The 16,609-nt window shown below is 35.5% G+C and carries 20 protein-coding genes and 1 pseudogene; 20 read left to right on the top strand and 1 reads right to left on the bottom strand.

Going from position 1 to position 16,609, the window contains the following annotated elements; genetic code table 11:
• The first annotated feature begins 133 nt into the window (after positions 1–133).
• From BBF96_RS06840 to BBF96_RS06760, 17 genes are all read left to right on the top strand, one after another.
• Positions 134–355 carry an FmdB family zinc ribbon protein gene (locus tag BBF96_RS06840; protein ID WP_127016447.1) on the top strand — a complete coding sequence of 74 codons (222 nt, stop codon included), beginning with the start codon at positions 134–136 and terminating at the stop codon, positions 353–355.
• Between the two features lie 100 nt (positions 356–455).
• A complete protein-coding gene (locus tag BBF96_RS06835) occupies positions 456–1,214 on the top strand; it encodes a YebC/PmpR family DNA-binding transcriptional regulator (protein ID WP_127016446.1) in 759 nt (252 codons plus the stop codon).
• A 110-nt stretch (positions 1,215–1,324) separates the two neighbouring features.
• The gene (locus tag BBF96_RS06830) at positions 1,325–1,948 is read left to right on the top strand and encodes a BofC C-terminal domain-containing protein (protein ID WP_127016445.1); all 624 of its coding nucleotides are present in this window, start codon (positions 1,325–1,327) and stop codon (positions 1,946–1,948) included.
• Positions 1,949–2,332: 384 nt separating this feature from the next.
• Entirely contained in the window at positions 2,333–2,827 is a 495-nt protein-coding gene (gene ruvC, locus BBF96_RS06825) for a crossover junction endodeoxyribonuclease RuvC (RefSeq protein ID WP_127016444.1), read from the top strand.
• 1 nt (position 2,828) lies between these two features.
• Positions 2,829–3,428, top strand: coding sequence for a Holliday junction branch migration protein RuvA (gene ruvA / locus BBF96_RS06820; RefSeq protein ID WP_127016443.1), 600 nt, complete (start codon positions 2,829–2,831; stop codon positions 3,426–3,428).
• 2 nt (positions 3,429–3,430) lie between these two features.
• Positions 3,431–4,486: a Holliday junction branch migration DNA helicase RuvB gene (gene ruvB / locus BBF96_RS06815; protein WP_127016442.1), complete on the top strand. Its 1,056-nt coding sequence runs from the start codon at positions 3,431–3,433 to the stop codon at positions 4,484–4,486.
• Complete coding sequence (locus BBF96_RS06810) at positions 4,486–4,707, top strand: DUF2905 family protein (RefSeq protein WP_205665733.1); 222 nt, start codon at positions 4,486–4,488, stop codon at positions 4,705–4,707. Before ruvB ends, BBF96_RS06810 begins: the two co-directional genes overlap by 1 nt.
• Positions 4,708–4,778: 71 nt before the next feature.
• Positions 4,779–5,801, top strand: coding sequence for a tRNA preQ1(34) S-adenosylmethionine ribosyltransferase-isomerase QueA (gene queA, locus BBF96_RS06805; protein WP_127016441.1), 1,023 nt, complete (start codon positions 4,779–4,781; stop codon positions 5,799–5,801).
• Between the two features lie 15 nt (positions 5,802–5,816).
• Complete coding sequence (gene tgt / locus BBF96_RS06800) at positions 5,817–6,932, top strand: tRNA guanosine(34) transglycosylase Tgt (protein ID WP_127016440.1); 1,116 nt, start codon at positions 5,817–5,819, stop codon at positions 6,930–6,932.
• 64 nt (positions 6,933–6,996) lie between these two features.
• Positions 6,997–7,281, top strand: a complete 285-nt coding sequence (gene yajC / locus BBF96_RS06795) for a preprotein translocase subunit YajC (protein WP_127016439.1) — start codon at positions 6,997–6,999, stop codon at positions 7,279–7,281.
• A gap of 29 nt (positions 7,282–7,310) precedes the next feature.
• On the top strand, positions 7,311–7,856 hold the full coding sequence (lepB, locus tag BBF96_RS06790) for a signal peptidase I (protein ID WP_127016438.1): 546 nt from the start codon (positions 7,311–7,313) through the stop codon (positions 7,854–7,856).
• A 220-nt stretch (positions 7,857–8,076) separates the two neighbouring features.
• Entirely contained in the window at positions 8,077–8,724 is a 648-nt protein-coding gene (locus BBF96_RS06785) for a sensor histidine kinase (protein ID WP_164730938.1), read from the top strand.
• A complete protein-coding gene (locus tag BBF96_RS06780) occupies positions 8,721–9,371 on the top strand; it encodes a response regulator (RefSeq protein WP_127016436.1) in 651 nt (216 codons plus the stop codon). Before BBF96_RS06785 ends, BBF96_RS06780 begins: the two co-directional genes overlap by 4 nt.
• A 295-nt stretch (positions 9,372–9,666) precedes the next feature.
• On the top strand, positions 9,667–9,885 hold the full coding sequence (locus BBF96_RS06775; protein WP_127016435.1) for a helix-turn-helix domain-containing protein: 219 nt from the start codon (positions 9,667–9,669) through the stop codon (positions 9,883–9,885).
• 67 nt (positions 9,886–9,952) lie between these two features.
• Positions 9,953–10,498 carry a pyruvate kinase alpha/beta domain-containing protein gene (locus BBF96_RS06770; RefSeq protein WP_127016434.1) on the top strand — a complete coding sequence of 182 codons (546 nt, stop codon included), beginning with the start codon at positions 9,953–9,955 and terminating at the stop codon, positions 10,496–10,498.
• 804 nt (positions 10,499–11,302) lie between these two features.
• Complete coding sequence (locus tag BBF96_RS06765; RefSeq protein ID WP_205665732.1) at positions 11,303–12,139, top strand: ABC transporter ATP-binding protein; 837 nt, start codon at positions 11,303–11,305, stop codon at positions 12,137–12,139.
• Entirely contained in the window at positions 12,136–12,942 is an 807-nt protein-coding gene (locus BBF96_RS06760) for an ABC transporter permease (RefSeq protein ID WP_127016433.1), read from the top strand. Before BBF96_RS06765 ends, BBF96_RS06760 begins: the two co-directional genes overlap by 4 nt.
• A 382-nt stretch (positions 12,943–13,324) precedes the next feature.
• Here the strand turns inward: BBF96_RS06760 and dmpI are convergent, their stop codons facing one another.
• Positions 13,325–13,528 carry a 4-oxalocrotonate tautomerase DmpI gene (gene dmpI / locus BBF96_RS06755; protein ID WP_127016432.1) on the bottom strand — a complete coding sequence of 68 codons (204 nt, stop codon included), beginning with the start codon at positions 13,526–13,528 and terminating at the stop codon, positions 13,325–13,327.
• Between the two features lie 539 nt (positions 13,529–14,067).
• On the opposite strand from dmpI, the gene BBF96_RS06750 reads away from it, so the two are divergent.
• The 3 genes and pseudogenes from BBF96_RS06750 to secD all read left to right on the top strand — a co-directional run bounded on the left by BBF96_RS06750 (position 14,068) and on the right by secD (position 16,609).
• Entirely contained in the window at positions 14,068–14,520 is a 453-nt protein-coding gene (locus BBF96_RS06750) for a hypothetical protein (RefSeq protein ID WP_127016431.1), read from the top strand.
• 122 nt (positions 14,521–14,642) lie between these two features.
• Positions 14,643–15,307 (top strand): annotated as a pseudogene (locus tag BBF96_RS06745) (HD domain-containing protein).
• 99 nt (positions 15,308–15,406) lie between these two features.
• A complete protein-coding gene (secD, locus tag BBF96_RS06740; protein WP_127016430.1) occupies positions 15,407–16,609 on the top strand; it encodes a protein translocase subunit SecD in 1,203 nt (400 codons plus the stop codon).

Below are 16,609 nucleotides of genomic sequence, written 5' to 3'. Positions count from 1 at the left end.
TTAGCTTTTTGCAGTTTAATTATTACTTATCTATTTTAATATATGTTGTAGAAGCGGGAATGGTAATTATCTTGACAATAGGACTAAAAAATGATAAAAAAAATGTGAAAAGCTTTTTAAAGGGGGGAAAATTATGCCCATATATGAGTTTACATGTAAATCATGTGGTCATGAATTTGAAAAATTATGTAGGGTAGATTATAACTTAAAAGAAATTCAATGTCCTAAATGTGGAGCTAATGATGTAAGAAAACGGCTTTCTCTTTTTGGATATAAAGGTTCATCTACCGGTGGGTCAACCGGATCTGGATGTAGTAGCTGTTCATCCACTAGCTGTAGTTCCTGTGGACACTAATGCTGAAAATTGCTCTTATTGAATTTGTTTAAAAAGTATGGTACAATAATTCTGTAATTTGACAAAAATGCGAAGTTAACTCTGAGAGGAGGAAATTTTCATGGCAGGTCATTCGAAATGGGCCAATATCAAGCATAAAAAAGCAAAAGAAGATGCTAAACGAGGTAAACTTTTTTCAAAATTGAGTAAAAAGATCACCGTGGCAGCTAAAAATGGTGGTGGTGACCCGAATGCTAATCCTGAGCTTCGTATGCTGATTCAAAAGGCAAAAGAAGCAAATATGCCTAATGAGAATATTGAGCGGGCTATCAAGAAAGGTACCGGTGAACTTGAAGGAGTAACTTATGAGCATTTTACCTATGAAGGTTATGGCCCAGGTGGAATTGCCCTTTATATTGAATTAATGTCTGATAACCGGAACCGGACTGCAGCCGAAATTCGCCATTTACTCTCAAAAAATGGTGGTAACTTAGGAGAGAGTGGCTGTGTAGCCTGGATGTTTGAAAGAAAGGGACAGATTGTAATTGATGGTTCTGAAAAAGCTTTTGATGAGGATGAGCTTATGATGGCTGCTTTGGAGGCAGGAGCTGAGGATGTTGAGGTTGAAGATAAACTTGCCACCATTTATACTGCTCCTGGTGATCTAATGGATGTACGTGAAAATCTAGTTAATGCTGGTTATATCATTTCAGACGCTGAGGTAGCTATGATTCCAAAGAATACTGTAGAGATTAATGATCCGGATGTGGCTAGAAAGGTACTGAAGCTGATGGATATTTTAGAAGATCATGATGATGTGCAGGAAGTATATTCGAACTTTGATATTCCTGAAGAGATTATGCGGGAATTAACTGAATAAAATTATTTTTGCCCCATCCTTTTAAAATTCCCTGTTTTATGTATAATATCCGCCTTAGTGGGAGAGTCTATTTTTAAAGGTAACTTCAATCACTAAGGGAGGGAAAAGGTTTGGGGCGTTATTTATTTTTAGCTTTAATAGTAGTTATTATCTCTGCTGGAGTTACTTATTCCATTCTAAGCTTAGGGAATCTCATTCCAGAGATCAGGGGAGAAGAAAAACAAATTTCTATAAAAGAATCGGAAAATTCTTTGACGGATTTAAACTTTTTGAACCGTATTCTTAGGCCTGAGGAGATTGAAGTTGGTGATAAAAATGAAGAAGTTGTAAACCAACTGGTATTAGAAAGATATTATACCTATTGTGAACATACTGTCACTGAAAAAATAAATGAGAATTCACCTTTAATGATATTATCTAAAGATGAGTTGTTGGGACTTTATTCCGGTTGGAAAGTTAAAGAAGATTTGGGAGGAAGGCTTATTCTTCACAGTGAAATAGATGATTTCTGTCCTAAAGATATGGCTAAACGATATGTAGGAGAAAAGGGTGGATTTGTAGCTATCTTTTATGGTGAGCCCGGAATGAAAGAAAAAGTTTATCGGGTTACAGATATCCCGGTTAAAGATCTTCCTTTACAGATAAAGGCACAACTTGAAAAAGGGATCAAAAGTGAATCTGAGGATCATTTGATTTCGATCATTGAAGGATTAGCGGTCTATTATGATGAATAGAATTTAAATAAAAATCGCCCATTTGGGCGATTTTTTGTGTATCAGGCGGGATTGGTAGATGAGCTCCGGAAAGGGTAAATTCCAATAATATGATTTTACTGCAAAAAGCTAATTTTTCGCTTAAGAAGAAATTTTTTGAACCATCTAAAGCTCGATTTCAGTCGAAATAAGGTCTCATCACATCCTGTGATGAGACCTTATTTCTCCTTCAATCTCGTTAAGATGGTTTATTGAAAAATTTCCATGTCGCTCAAAAGCATAATCATTAATCTTATTTTCTTTTCTTACAAGTAGGAATCAGTTGGTTAAAAGAGAATATTTAATAATATGTCTATTCCTTGACGGGAACTAACGTTCGTGATATTCTTATATGGGAGGTATTCTATGATTATTCTGGGTATTGATCCGGGATATGCAACTCTGGGGTATGGAATTGTCAAAAAGAAAGGAAACTTTTTTGAACCGATTACATATGGAGTAATTATTACTGAAGCACAGTTGAAGACCCCTGAACGTTTGAAGAGAATCTATGATAATTTGATAGATCTGATCAACCAATATCAACCGGATGTGATGGCAGTTGAAGAGCTTTTTTTCAATAAAAATGTTAAAACCGCCATCCAGGTTGGGCAAGCCAGAGGGGTTATTCTTCTTGCTGGCGCTAATGCCGGAATTCCTCTTTATGAATACACTCCTCTTCAGGTAAAACAAGGAGTTGTTGGGTACGGCAGAGCTAATAAAATGCAAGTTCGTCAGATGGTTAAAGCTCTCTTAAAGTTGTCTGCTTTACCTGAAAAGGCGGATTCGGCTGATGCCCTGGCCGTTGCCATCTGTCATGGTCACAGTCAGAAGATGATTAAACGACTGGGAGGATATTAATATGATCGCATATCTTAGGGGAAAACTATTGTTATGGCGTGAAGATTATCTTATTTTGGATGTCAATGGAGTGGGTTATAGGGTTTTTACTCCCTCTTCTGTTTTTGGTAAACTTCCCCCTAAAGGAGAAGAGGTTAGTGTATATATATATACTTCGGTACGGGAAGATGCCATCATATTATATGGTTTTTTAACTGAAGGAGAACTGGAACTTTTTAAGCATTTGATTTCCGTTAATGGAATTGGTCCAAAAGTAGCTTTGGGTATTCTTTCAACATTAAGTGTATCGGCATTTAAAAAAGCAGTTGCTTATGAAGATATTAAAACTTTAAAGAAGATTCCGGGTATAGGAGAAAAGACTGCTAAACGCTTAATTCTTGAATTGAAGAATAAACTTCAAACTCAGATTCTTAAGGTTGAAGAAGAGAAGGTTATTGAACCTGGTAGCATACCTATGGTGGAAGAAGCGGTTGATGCTCTTATGGTTTTGGGCTACAGCCGTACAGAAGCATTTGGTGCAGTGGAGCAGGTTAAGGATAAAAATAGTGTTGAGGGTCTGATTCGTCAGGCATTAAAAATTTTAGGACAAGGTAGGAGTTAACCATGCAAGATAAGGAACGGATTATATCACCTGAACAGAAAAATGAAGATATAGATTTGGATTTAAGCCTGCGCCCCCGAACTCTCAAAAACTTTATTGGTCAGGAGATGGTGACCAGGAATTTAAAGATATTTATTGATGCAGCAAGAAATAGGAATGAGGCTTTAGATCATGTTCTTCTTTATGGCCCTCCTGGCCTTGGTAAAACCACCCTGGCCAATATTATCGCCAATGAGATGGGCGTAAATATCAAAGTTACTTCCGGGCCAGCTATTGAACGGCCCGGTGATCTGGCAGCGATTCTTACCAACTTAGAAGAAGGAGATGTCCTCTTTATTGATGAGATTCATAGGCTAAACCGTATGGTGGAAGAGATTCTTTATCCGGCTATGGAAGATTTTGCTCTGGATATTATCATCGGTAAAGGACCCAGTGCTAGAAGTATTAGATTAGATATCCCACCATTTACACTGGTAGGAGCGACCACCAGGGCTGGAATGCTTACATCTCCTTTACGGGATCGGTTTGGCATTATTAGCCGTCTTGAGTATTATAAAGAAGAAGATTTACAGACTATTATCATAAGGGCAGCCAGGGTATTGAATGTTGAGATTGATGAGGAAGGAGCTTTAGAAATAGCCAGACGTTCCCGGGGTACTCCCCGGATTGCCAACCGTCTTTTAAAGCGAGTTCGGGATTATGCTCAGGTTAAAGCTGATGGAGTGATCAATAAACAGGTAGCTGAGGAGGCTCTCAAATTATTAGAAGTAGATCCATTGGGACTGGATAGAACGGACCGCCGGCTCCTTTTAACTTTGATAGAAAAGTTTAATGGTGGTCCTGTGGGATTAGGAACTTTAGCCGCAGCTATCAGCGAAGAAACGGAAACTTTAGAAGATGTATATGAACCATTTTTACTCCAGATCGGCTTTTTAAAGCGGACTCCTAGAGGGAGGGTGGCTACATCTCTTGCCTATAAACATCTGGATATAAAACCACCAAAAGAAAAAGATGAATTGAATTTATTTTCAGACCTTGAAAAAGGAGTGGATGATTAATGGATAATTTTTTGGGTGGAATCGGAAAAATATTTATCATTATAGGAATTATTTTCATTATTCTGGGTGCTTTTTTTGTAGTTGGCGGACGGATTCCCTGGTTGGGTAAGTTACCTGGAGATATATATATTAAAAAAGAAGGTGTTCAAATTTATATACCAATTACAACTTCTATTATAATAAGTCTCATTTTAACCCTATTGTTTAGACTCCTACGCTAAAGTGGCACATATTTTTAGTTTTATTTAGAGAGAATAGCAAATAATAATAATAAATGTCTGGAGGAATGGTCGTGAAAGTAGTAGAATTTGATTTTGATTTACCGGAGGAATTGATTGCCCAGACTCCCATTGAACCCCGGGATCATTCAAGGCTCCTTGTAGTCTTTAAAAATAGGGATGGGTGGAAAGAAGGGATTTTTAAAGATATTGTTAACTATTTAAATCCGGGTGATCTCTTAGTCTTTAATGATACCAAAGTAATTCCTGCCCGGTTATACGGTAATAAAAAGACCGGGGCAGTTATTGAAGTGTTACTTTTAACCTCCCTATCTGATGATAAGTGGGAGGTTCTTGTACGTCCGGGTAAGAAGATGCGAATAGGTGATGAAGTTATCTTTGGAAATGGCCTTTTAAAAGGAAAGGTTATTGATTATACTGATTTTGGCGGTCGGGTGATGGAGTTTAGCTATAAGGGGGATTTTGACCAGATTATTGATCAATTGGGTGAGATGCCTTTACCTCCCTATATTACTGCCGAATTAAAAAATCCCGATCGATATCAAACTGTTTATGCAGCCCGCCGCGGTTCGGCAGCAGCTCCGACTGCCGGTTTACATTTCACAGAACAGCTTATTGAGGATTTGCGGGATAAAGGAATTCAGACTGCCTATGTAACATTACATGTGGGATTAGGTACATTCCGTCCTGTTAAAGTAGATGAAGTTGAGGACCATGTTATGCACTCTGAATTTTATGAAGTTAGTTCTAAGACAGCAGATTTGATCAATTCCATCCGTGCTAAGGGAGGACGAGTAATCGCTGTCGGAACCACTACTACCAGAACATTGGAGACAGTTGCTGATGAAAATGGGATTATTCATCCCGGTAGCGGCTGGACTGACATATTTATTTATCCAGGCTATAAATTCAAAGCTATTGATGGACTTATTACTAACTTTCACCTTCCCAAATCCACTCTAATTATGATGGTTAGTGCTCTGATTGGCCGGGAAAAAGTGATGCAGGCTTACCAATATGCTATCAAAAAAAGATACCGCTTTTTTAGCTTTGGTGATGCTATGCTGATTATCTAAAGAAAGGGGATTAGCATGAGTTTTGAATTTCGTCTTTTAAAAACTGATAGTAATTCAAAAGCTAGATTGGGTGAATTATACACGCCCCACGGTAAGATAGAGACTCCAATTTTTATGCCGGTAGGAACTCAGGCAACAGTAAAAACCATGACTCCTGAAGAGCTAAAAGAAGTGGGAGCACAGATCATTTTAAGTAATACCTATCATCTCTATTTGCGGCCCGGTCATGAGCTGATAAAAAAAGCAGGTGGACTCCATTCTTTTATGAATTGGGATCGTCCAATTTTGACAGACAGTGGAGGCTTTCAGGTTTTTAGTCTGAGTGATTTGCGAGAGATTACCGAAGAAGGAGTAACCTTCAGATCTCACATTGATGGCTCTTATCATTTTATCAGTCCTGAAAAGGCAATTGAGATTCAGATGGCTTTAGGGGCAGATATTATTATGGCCTTTGATGAATGTCCTCCATATCCTGCTGATTATGATTATGTCAAGGAATCTTTAAAAAGAACGACCCGTTGGCTTAAGCGTTGTAAGGAAGCCCATACCCGTAAAGATCAGGCCCTGTTTGGGATTATTCAGGGGGGAATGTATAAAGATTTAAGAGAAGAGAGTGTTAAAGAGACTACAGAAGTGGATTTACCCGGTTATGCTATTGGGGGATTAAGTGTAGGCGAACCTAAGGATATCATGTATGATATTTTGGAATACACAACATCTTTATTACCAGTTGATAAACCTCGCTATCTAATGGGAGTAGGGACTCCTGAGGATTTGATTGAGGGGGTTTTACGAGGTGTTGATATGTTTGACTGTGTTCTTCCTACCCGTATAGCCCGTAATGGTTCTGTTTTTACCAAATTTGGGCAAATGACAGTTCGTAATGCTAAATATGAGGCAGATTTTACACCTTTAGATCCGTATTGTGACTGTTATACTTGCCGTAACTATACCAGAGCCTATATCAGGCATTTAATTAAGCGAAATGAAATTTTAGGTTTAAGGTTGACAACCTATCATAATCTATACTTTTTATTAAAATTGATGGAAAGGATTAGAGAAGCTATTAGAGAAGACAAATTTTTAGAATATCGCGAGGAATTTTATCGACAATATAAAGGAAAAATTTAAAGGAATTCTTCTGGTTGTGTTGAATAACTTTTATATTAGTAAATAAAAAGGGAGGAAAATAGATATGGCTACCTTACTAAATTTACTACCGTTGATTGTGGTTTTTGTGATCTTTTATTTCATGCTTATTAGACCTCAAAAAAAGCAGCAACAAAAGCATCAGGAAATGCTGAATAATCTCAAAATTGGTGATTATGTTATTACAATTGGTGGAATCAAAGGTGTTATTACCAAGATTAGAGATAATGAGGTTAAACTTCGGGTTGCAACTGGTGTAGAGATGGAATTTTTAAAGTCTGCAGTTGCACGTTTAGATCCAAAACACGAGAAAGAAGAGGAGGAAAAGTAATTTTTTGATTAATGTTGGGAGGATTGTCTATGCAAATTCAAAAATCACAGGTGCGAGAATTTTTTGAATCTATCATTATTGCAGGTGTTCTTGCTTTCTTTATTATAACTTTCGTTGTTCAGTCTTTTGTGGTTCAAGGTCATTCAATGTACCCCAGCTTACATGATGGAGAAAGGCTCTTTGTCAACAAATTTATTTATCGTTTTACCGAACCAAAACGGGGGGATATTATTGTATTTTCTCCAAAAGGAGAACCTGGGAAAAAGTATATTAAACGTGTAATAGGTCTCCCGGGTGATCATATTGAAATTACTAAAGATGGTTCGGTAATTGTAAATGGCCAGATAATTAAAGAAGATTATATCAATGAAAAAGCAAGATATGGTATCGGACATTATACAGTTCCTGAAAAGCATGTTTTTGTCTTAGGAGATAACCGGAATCATAGTTCTGATAGTCGTGACATTATAAGAGTTGGCTATGTGAGTTATAAAAGTATTTCAGGTAAAGCATTTTGGGTTTATTGGCCTTTGAATCGTATCCGGATTTTACGAAATCCAGAATATAATTTTTAAAAAGGTTATTTTCTAAAAAAATTATTTAGGTTATTTAAACAAAGGTATCAGTAGTTAAAGACTTAACTGATGCCTTTTTTTTATTTTTTTTAAATTTTTCATACAAGAATTTTTCATTAATATATCACAAAATAATTAAATTTTCAAAAGGAATTTTCAAAAATATACCTAATATATTATTATAGGAAAATATATAAAGATTGGGGAGAGGGGGGGAATGATGCCTAAAAATAAAAAAAAGGACACAATTTTTACCTATAAAGATAATTCAGAAGATTTAGCCAAAGATTTGCATGATGGAATATGTCAACAATTAGTTACAATACTCTGGGATTTAGAAAATTTGAAAGAGATTGATGAAAAAGAAAAGTTTTTAAATGCAATAAACCAAATAGGGGATCAACTCCGGAGAGTGATCAATGACCTCCAGCAAATTATTTACGGGGTTTGTCCGGTACTCATTGATAAGTTTGGGTTTTTAGAGGGGATAGAAATTTGGGCAAAAAATCAGTTGGAGTCGCGAAATATTCAATTTCATTTGATCCATGACTGTGAACAGATTTTTTTATCCCGTTTTGTCACTGGCCAGGTGTTTCGTATAATTCAGGAGGGGATAAATAATATTCTTCGCCATGCTGAAGCTCAGAATGTAATTTTGACTATAAATAAAAAGGATGGTAAATTTATTTTTAAACTTAAAGATGATGGTAGGGGGTTTGATCCGGAAAGTGTAGAGACAGGTCTGGGCTTGAAGAATATGAGAGAACGAGTAGCAATAATTGAAGGTGATTTAGAAATTATTTCTCAAATAGGAGAGGGAACGACCTTGGTGATTCAAGTACCAGATAAAGGTGATGATAACAGATGACAAAAACAAAAATTTTTATTGCTGATGATCATGCCTTAATTCGCGATGGCTTAAAAAAAATTTTAAGTGAATATGATTATTTTGAAGTAATTGGTGAAGCAGGAGATGGACAGGAAACAATTACAAAAGTAAAGAAAAATCCACCTGATATTTTACTTTTGGATATTAGTATGCCGATTTTTAATGGATTTCAGGTGATTGAAAGAATCAAAAATTTATTACCAAAGATGAAGATAGTTGTATTAACTGTTCATAATAATGAATCTTATATATCACAGTTTTTAAAAGCAGGGGTACAGGGTTATTTGTTGAAAACTGCTCCAGCTAGGGAAGTGGTTCTGGCTCTAGAAGCGATAAATAGGGGAGGATACTACCTGGATCCTTCAATTTCCCGTTTTATCATCAATCACTATCTGGATAATTTAGAACAGGATAATCTGGAAGATTGGGATGGATTGACAAGTAGAGAGTTGGAAGTATTAAAGTTAATTGCTGAGGGATATAAGAATCAAGATATAGCTAATCTACTCAATGTAAGTGTAAAAACTGTCGAATCTCACCGATATAATATCATGGATAAATTGGATATGCATGATAGAATAGACCTGGTAAAATATGCAATTAGAAAGGGAATAATACAATTATAAATAAAAATGAGGTGTTATTTTAAAAAAAATAGGGTTTTCTCTCTATATGAAAAAATTTTTACTTATAATATACTCTAAATGTCTACAAAGTAACATAAAAGTGACCCATAATAGATAATAAGATATATCATTAGAAATTACGGTAAAGGAAATGAGATTATATTCTTTTAAAGTATTAAATAAATTTAAAAATTTGGCCCTCTGGTCATTTAGGTTTATAAAAAAAGATATTTTTTAAAAAATTTTATATGATTATTTCTCAACTAAATAAAAATAAGAGGGAGGGGATGTTAAAGTGAAGACTGATAATTATCCTGAGATTTTGTTAGTAGAAGAGGTGGCAGAGTACTTACGTGTTAATAAACAGACTATTTATAATCTGCTTCGTCAGGGCCAGTTGCCTGCCAAAAAGATTGGTGGTCAGTGGAGATTCCATAAGAAAGCTATTGATGATTATTTGACTGCACAGGATACTGTTCCAGCTGCTGTTGCCAAAGAAGATAATGAAGAATGATTTTTCTTAAAGGAATTTACTCTCCTTTTCGCGAAGTATCTAAAAAAATGCGAAAAGGAGGTTAGCCATGTACTGGGATAAAGCGGGACAGGAAAATACTGAGAAAACTATTAACCTGGCTGTTAAAAGGGCAAAAGAATTAGGGATTGAAGATTTTGTTGTAGCTTCTAATACTGGACAGACTGTGCTAAAACTTTTAGAGCATTCTGTTAACAATATAGTTTGTGTCACCCATCAGGTTGGTTTTAGGAATCCTGGTGAAGACGAAATGGGATTTGAGATGAGAGAACGACTGCAAAAAGCTGGGGTGAAGATTTTGACTACAACCCATCTTTTTGCAGGAGTAGATAGAGCACTCAGATATCAGTTTGGAGGTCTTTATCCTGCTGAGATTATAGCTATGAGTTTGCGAATGCTTGGCCAGGGGGTTAAAGTTGGAGTAGAAATAGCTGTTATGGCGCTTGATGCTGGACTTATTCCATATGGTAAAGATGTGATTGCTATTGGTGGGACTGGCCAGGGTGCGGATACTGCAATTTTGATTAAACCTGAACACTCAGCAAAGATCTTTAAAACACAAATAAAAGAAATTATTTGTAAACCTAAGGCTTAGTGACCGGTATGAACCGGTCATTTATTATTTAAAAAATATTTACAAAAAAATATTGACAAAATTTATTAATTACTGTATAATTTCAATAGGTTAAATTTGAACAATTATGAGAGGAGGTCGTGCCAGATGATCAAGCAAAGATTTATTTCTGGAATGCAAAATCTTCTTATTAGTTGTTTTTATAGAATTCGTATGTCCAATTTTAAATATCTGCACGACCACTCCTTGCTGGTAGGCAATTAGGTTTAATCTATTATCACATCTTAAGTTATGAAATCAGCAGGGCTGTAGGTCGTGACCTATAGCCCTTTTCATATTTATAAGATTTGGAGGTCTTTTAGAATATCTTATCTTTTATAATTTGACATGATACTTATGAAAAGGTGCTATAGCTTAGCTGTAGCACCTTTCTTTTTTTCATAACTTGATGAAGGGAGTGGTAATTTAAAATGATGTGGCAAACAGGTGATGTTAAGAATTAAATAATAAAACTATACAAGGTATATATTCTATTTTTTCCAAAAACCAGAACTCATTTTATAGATAGCAAGTATTATAATTATATGATTAAACTGCAAAAAGCTAATTTTGAGCAACATAGAAATTTTTCGTTTAACCATCTTAGTGAGACTGAAAAGAGTGGCCTCATATGAGGATGTGATGAGCTAATCAAGTCACTGAAATCGAACTTTAGATGGGTTCGAAAAATTTCTTCATGAAGTGAAAAATTAGCTTTTTGCAGTAATAAAATATGAAAATCTGTATATTGCGTGAAGAATGGAATGTTATATGGAGGGAGATAAAATGAACACTGTGGCTGTAGAATGTAAAAATATTTGGAAGTCTTTTGTTAAAGAAGGTGAAGTAAATAAAAATTTAAGGCTAAAATGGCCTTTTTGGAATCAGAAGAAAAGTTTTTTTCATGTTGTTCAGAATGTAAATTTTACCGTACGACGGGGAGAGATATTCGGAATTTTAGGACCTAATGGTTCCGGAAAATCTACTTTAATTAGGATGATTTCTACATTGCTTGTACCGGATCAAGGAGAAATTAGGGTATTTGGACTTGATGTCTTAAAAGACCGGAATCAGGTGAGAAGAATGATCAATAGGGTTTCTGTAGATGCTGCATTTTTTAAAAAGTTATCTGCTCTTGAGAATTTGAGTTATGCTGCCCGGCTTTATGATGTAGAAATTAAACAAGGCCGAAAAAAGGCTATAGAGATTCTGGAACGGTTAGGATTTCAGGTTGAAAAAGCCAACACTCCAATGGAAAATCTTTCACGAGGAATGCAGCAAAAAGTAGCCATTGCCAGGGCTCTTTTAACTTCTCCGGTACTGCTGCTCTTAGATGAACCGACTACCGGGTTAGATCCCAAATCCAAAAGGGATGTACAGGATTTTATCCTGGAAGTACAGCGTGAGCATAATGCAACCATTATCTTGACCACCCATGATATGGGGGAAGCAGAACGTCTTTGCAATCGTTTGGCGATCATTAATGAAGGAAAATTTGTAATGATTGATACACCTGAAAACTTAAAAAATCTGGTTAAAGTAAAAATGGGCTTAAATCAGGTAACCATGGAAGATGTTTTCTTTTATTTGACAGGAGTTAATTGGGAGGAGGATAGCAGATGAGGTTAGCTGGTGAATTAGTCAGGGAATTTAAAGCCAGTTTCGCCTTTGTTGAGCGAAACTTTTATTTGACCAAGCGATATTTGGGCTGGGAGATTGTTTTTCTCAGTTACAGTACAGTTAATGCTCTCACTATTGGTTTGATTGGAGTTACCCAGTCTTCAGAAATGGTAATGTATCTGGTTATAGGTGCTCTTTTCTGGAGCTTTCTTGGAAATATTTTTATGATAGTCAGTGAGTCAGTGGCCTGGGAACGTTGGGAAGGGACTATTGAATACACTTTTATGGCTCCTATCCGACGTCTGACTCATTTAGGTGGGATGTGTCTATTTGGGATTATTTACGGAGTAGTGCGAACCATAATCATGATTACAATTTTATCAATTTTCCTCGATTTTGACTTTGGCAGAGCCAATATTTTTAGTGCCCTTTTGGTTTTGTTAATCTCCAGTTTTGCTTTTATCGGTCTTGGTTTGATAGCGGCAGTTTTACCCCTAATTTCTCCAGAACGCGGGCCTCAGGCTACTAATATTATTCAGGCTTTGATCCTTCTTATTTCTGGTGTCTATTATCCCATTAGTGTGCTTCCAGAATGGTTACAGATATTTTCACGGCTTTCACCGGGGACTTATGCTCTTCAAGCTGCGCGAAAAGCTTTACTTAAAGGGGCACAGATTACGGAATTAAAATCAGAGTTGATCATTATTGCGGTTATAGGTGTGATTTTAATTCCTCTGGGTCTTTGGGTTTTTAACTTGGCAGAAAAATGGGCTATGAGAGCGGGAAAATTAAAAAGAAGTGGTTAATTTTAAAACAGACGGCAGGGGATGATTACCCCTGCCGTCTGTTTTTAAGAAGTGAAAATTAAAGAGCGGTTGTAGATTATAAAAGAAACAGAGAAATAAATAAGAAGATAAATGTGAGGACAAAAAAGAGTAGTTCAATACTGTTAAACCTATTAGAACTAGATTTCACAACTTTGAACAGAGAGCTTTAAAAGATACAGCTGAAGATTTAGAAAAATAGCAAGGGAGAAATTTGAGAGAAAGCTAAAATTAAATTTCAGGTTAAAGTTGTATTTAACGGAGGTAGAAAAGATAAAGCAGAAGTAGAAGAAATATACTACTTCTGCAGAGATAGAAATAAGATTTTGTTATAGAACTGAATTGATATTTTGGTAGATTACAATTACTGATTCGATTTGTTTGACGTTATATCAGATAGAAGGTTTCCGCCTATTCCTACATTATCACTATTATTTTCTTTGATAAGTATTGTTATAGTTTGTTCAGGAAGATCAAAAATTTCACTTGCTTTTTTGGTAAGTTCTTTAACGAGTCTAGATTTTTTATCTTTATCAATTTTAGGACCTTCAATTATAATTATTGGCATTATAACACCTCCTTGGAATAATATATGTTGCAATATTAATTATGCATTCTAGATGTAAAGCTAAATTCCTTTAAAGGTTATTATGATTTCTTTAAAAATTACTAGATGTATATAAATCTAATGAGAAAAACAATATTTGAAAAGTATCTAAATATAAGTTTGGTTAGGAGGTGAAAATTTTATACAACGAAATAATGGATATATGATTTTACTGCAAAAAGCTAATTTTGAGCGACATAGAAATTTTTCGTCAAATCATATTAGCGAGATTTCCGATGAAATAAGGCCTCATCACAGGAGGTGATGAGTTAATCAAGGGCCAGGAGGGCCCTTTGATTAGGAAGCCTTATTTCGGCGGAAATTGAGCTTTAGATGATTCGAAAAATTTCTTAAGAAGCGAAAAATTAGTTTTTTGCAGTTTAATCATTATTATTTAGGTAAAAATTTTAAATGAATAAAGGGAAAATAAGGATTGGTAACGAATATTTAACATGTAGTAGTACAAAAGAGGGGAGGGATGATGGGATTTAATGGAAGTTTTGAAAGTTTATAATCAAAGCTCTAATCAGACGAGAAGATTTGATAATGAAGCAAGTAAGTGTAAAAGTAAGAAATCTGGATTTAAATTAAAAACATTTTCCAGAAAATTTTATCCCATTTATAAAAATCCTATTAAAACCTATCTAAAGCAAAATAATTCAGGCCCTTCTGTAGCTGTTAATAGGAATATAATCAATTTAAAAAAGTCAGAAGTGGCCATAAATTTTTATCTTAATCAAATGAGGATGAATTTTCAGACTTTAAATTGGGAAAATAACTTTGAAAGGGTTGTGGAGGCTTACAAAAAGCAGAGAAAAGAAGCAATTAGAAGTCACGAAAAGAAACTTTGGGAAAATTTTAATCCAAAGCACATGATTTATATTGATAATAAAGATGTTGGACTTATTTTAGCAAATGAAAGTAGTGGTCAAATTATTGATTTTCTGGTTTAAAGTTATGGGGTGGAGTATTTGGTTCTTTTTTTGTATTTATAAGTGAATATAAAGATATTAAATTACGAAATATATGAAATATATGTTTTGCATGCTGTTTAGAGAGAAGGAGGTTTTTTTATATGAAACTGATTACTTTGGAGGATATAAAAAAAGACCCCAGGTTCAGGCATATATAAAAATGGCAAATGAACACTTAGGTGCGATGGGTTTTACAGAGCATGGGGTCCGGCATGGGAGCCTGGTTGCTAGTGTAGCTAGAAATATTTTAAAAGAGTTAAATTACCCGAAACGTACCTGTGAATTAGCAGCCATTGCTGGCTATCTTCATGATATCGGTAATGTGGTGGCCCGGACTGATCATTGGCAGTCCTCAGCAATATTAATTTCACAAATTTTGACAAGAATGGGAATGGATTTTGAAGAAATTGCTACTATTATCGGAGCAGTGGGTAATCATGATGAACGTACAGGAGAAGCAGTTAATCCAGTGGCTGCTGCTTTAATTATTGCAGATAAAGGTGATGTTCATCGGACCAGGGTACGGAATCGTGATTTTGCAACATTTGATATTCATGATCGAGTAAATTATGCCGTTCAGCAATCTAAAATTATAGTTAATTCGCAAGAAAGAACCATCACTTTGGATTTAGAAATTGACACTAAAATATGTCCTATTATGGAATATTTTGAAATTTTTCTCACAAGAATGCTTATGAGTAGGCGTGCGGCCGAAGTTTTAGGATGTACTTTTCGCCTGATAATAAATGATACGAAAGTTCTTTAAGAAAACCTTTCTTTTCATTGACAAGTTAAGGTATAAGGAGATATAATAAAAGTTGAATTCTTAAGGATTTGTGAATTAGTATTAAAGGAGGAAAATGAAATGAATTGGAGAAGGAAAAGGTTATTAAAAATTATTAGTATTTTACTAATTATTGGATTTTCTTATTTTTTATATGATTATTATGGTATCAGGCAGGGTCTAGACCTGGCTGGTGGAGCACATATTGTGCTTAAAGCCCAGGATACTGACAAACGTAAGGTAGATGCTGAAGCAATGCAGGGTATTATAAATATATTGGAGCGCCGTATTAACGGGTTAGGTTTATCGGAAGCCACTATTCGGCCGGTGAAAAATGATAATCGGATCATCATTGAATTGCCCGGTGTAGATAAACCTATGGAAGTTCTCGATATTATTGGCCAGACTGCTATGTTAGAGTTTAAGAATGAAGAAGGCGAAACTGTGATGACCGGTGAATATCTGGTTAAAGCAGAACCGGCTCATGATCAATTTGGTCGTCCTGTTATTAATTTTGAATTGAATGATGAAGGTACTAAAATTTTTAGAGAGATAACCCGTAAAAATATAGGTAAAAGAATTGCTATTTATCTGGATGATCAGTTGTTGACTAACCCTGTTGTTCAAACTGAGATTGTTCGCAAAGGTCAGATTACTGGATATTCTACCTTTGAGGAAGCAGCTCAGCATGCTGTTTTGTTAAGAGAAGGTGCATTACCAGTACCGGTAACTTATGAAGAGATACGGAATATTGATGCAACATTAGGTAAGATTTCTATAGATCAGAGTAAAAAAGCTGGAATATTAGGTTTGATTCTGGTAGCACTTTTTATGATCTTCTGGTATCGGTATCCCGGTTTTATTGCTACACAGGCACTGGTTATTTACGGTTTGATTGTTCTTGGTGTTATGGCTGGTTTAAGGGCAACTCTGACTCTGCCCGGTATTGCTGGTTTGATTCTCTCTATCGGTATGGCAGTGGATGCTAATATCATTATATTTGAGCGAATTAAAGAAGAATTAAGGGCTGGTAAAACAGTACGTGCTGCAATAGATGCAGGTTTTAGACGGGCTGTAACTACTATTCTGGATGCCAATGTTACTACTTTAATTACAGCTTTGATTCTGGCTTACTTTACCAGTGGTACAGTACGTGGTTTTGCTGTTACTCTTGGTATTGGTATTCTGTCCAGTATGTTTACTGCAATCATCATTACCCGCAATCTAATGGATCTTCAAATGAAATTTATCAATAGCCCTCGTGCTTTTGGTGTAAGGAGGTAG

It is taken from the genome of Anoxybacter fermentans (assembly GCF_003991135.1).
In the GTDB taxonomy this organism is placed as follows: domain Bacteria; phylum Bacillota; class Halanaerobiia; order DY22613; family DY22613; genus Anoxybacter; species Anoxybacter fermentans.
The sequence above is the reverse complement of the archived record's forward strand: the minus strand, read 5'-3'. Positions and strand labels throughout refer to the sequence as shown.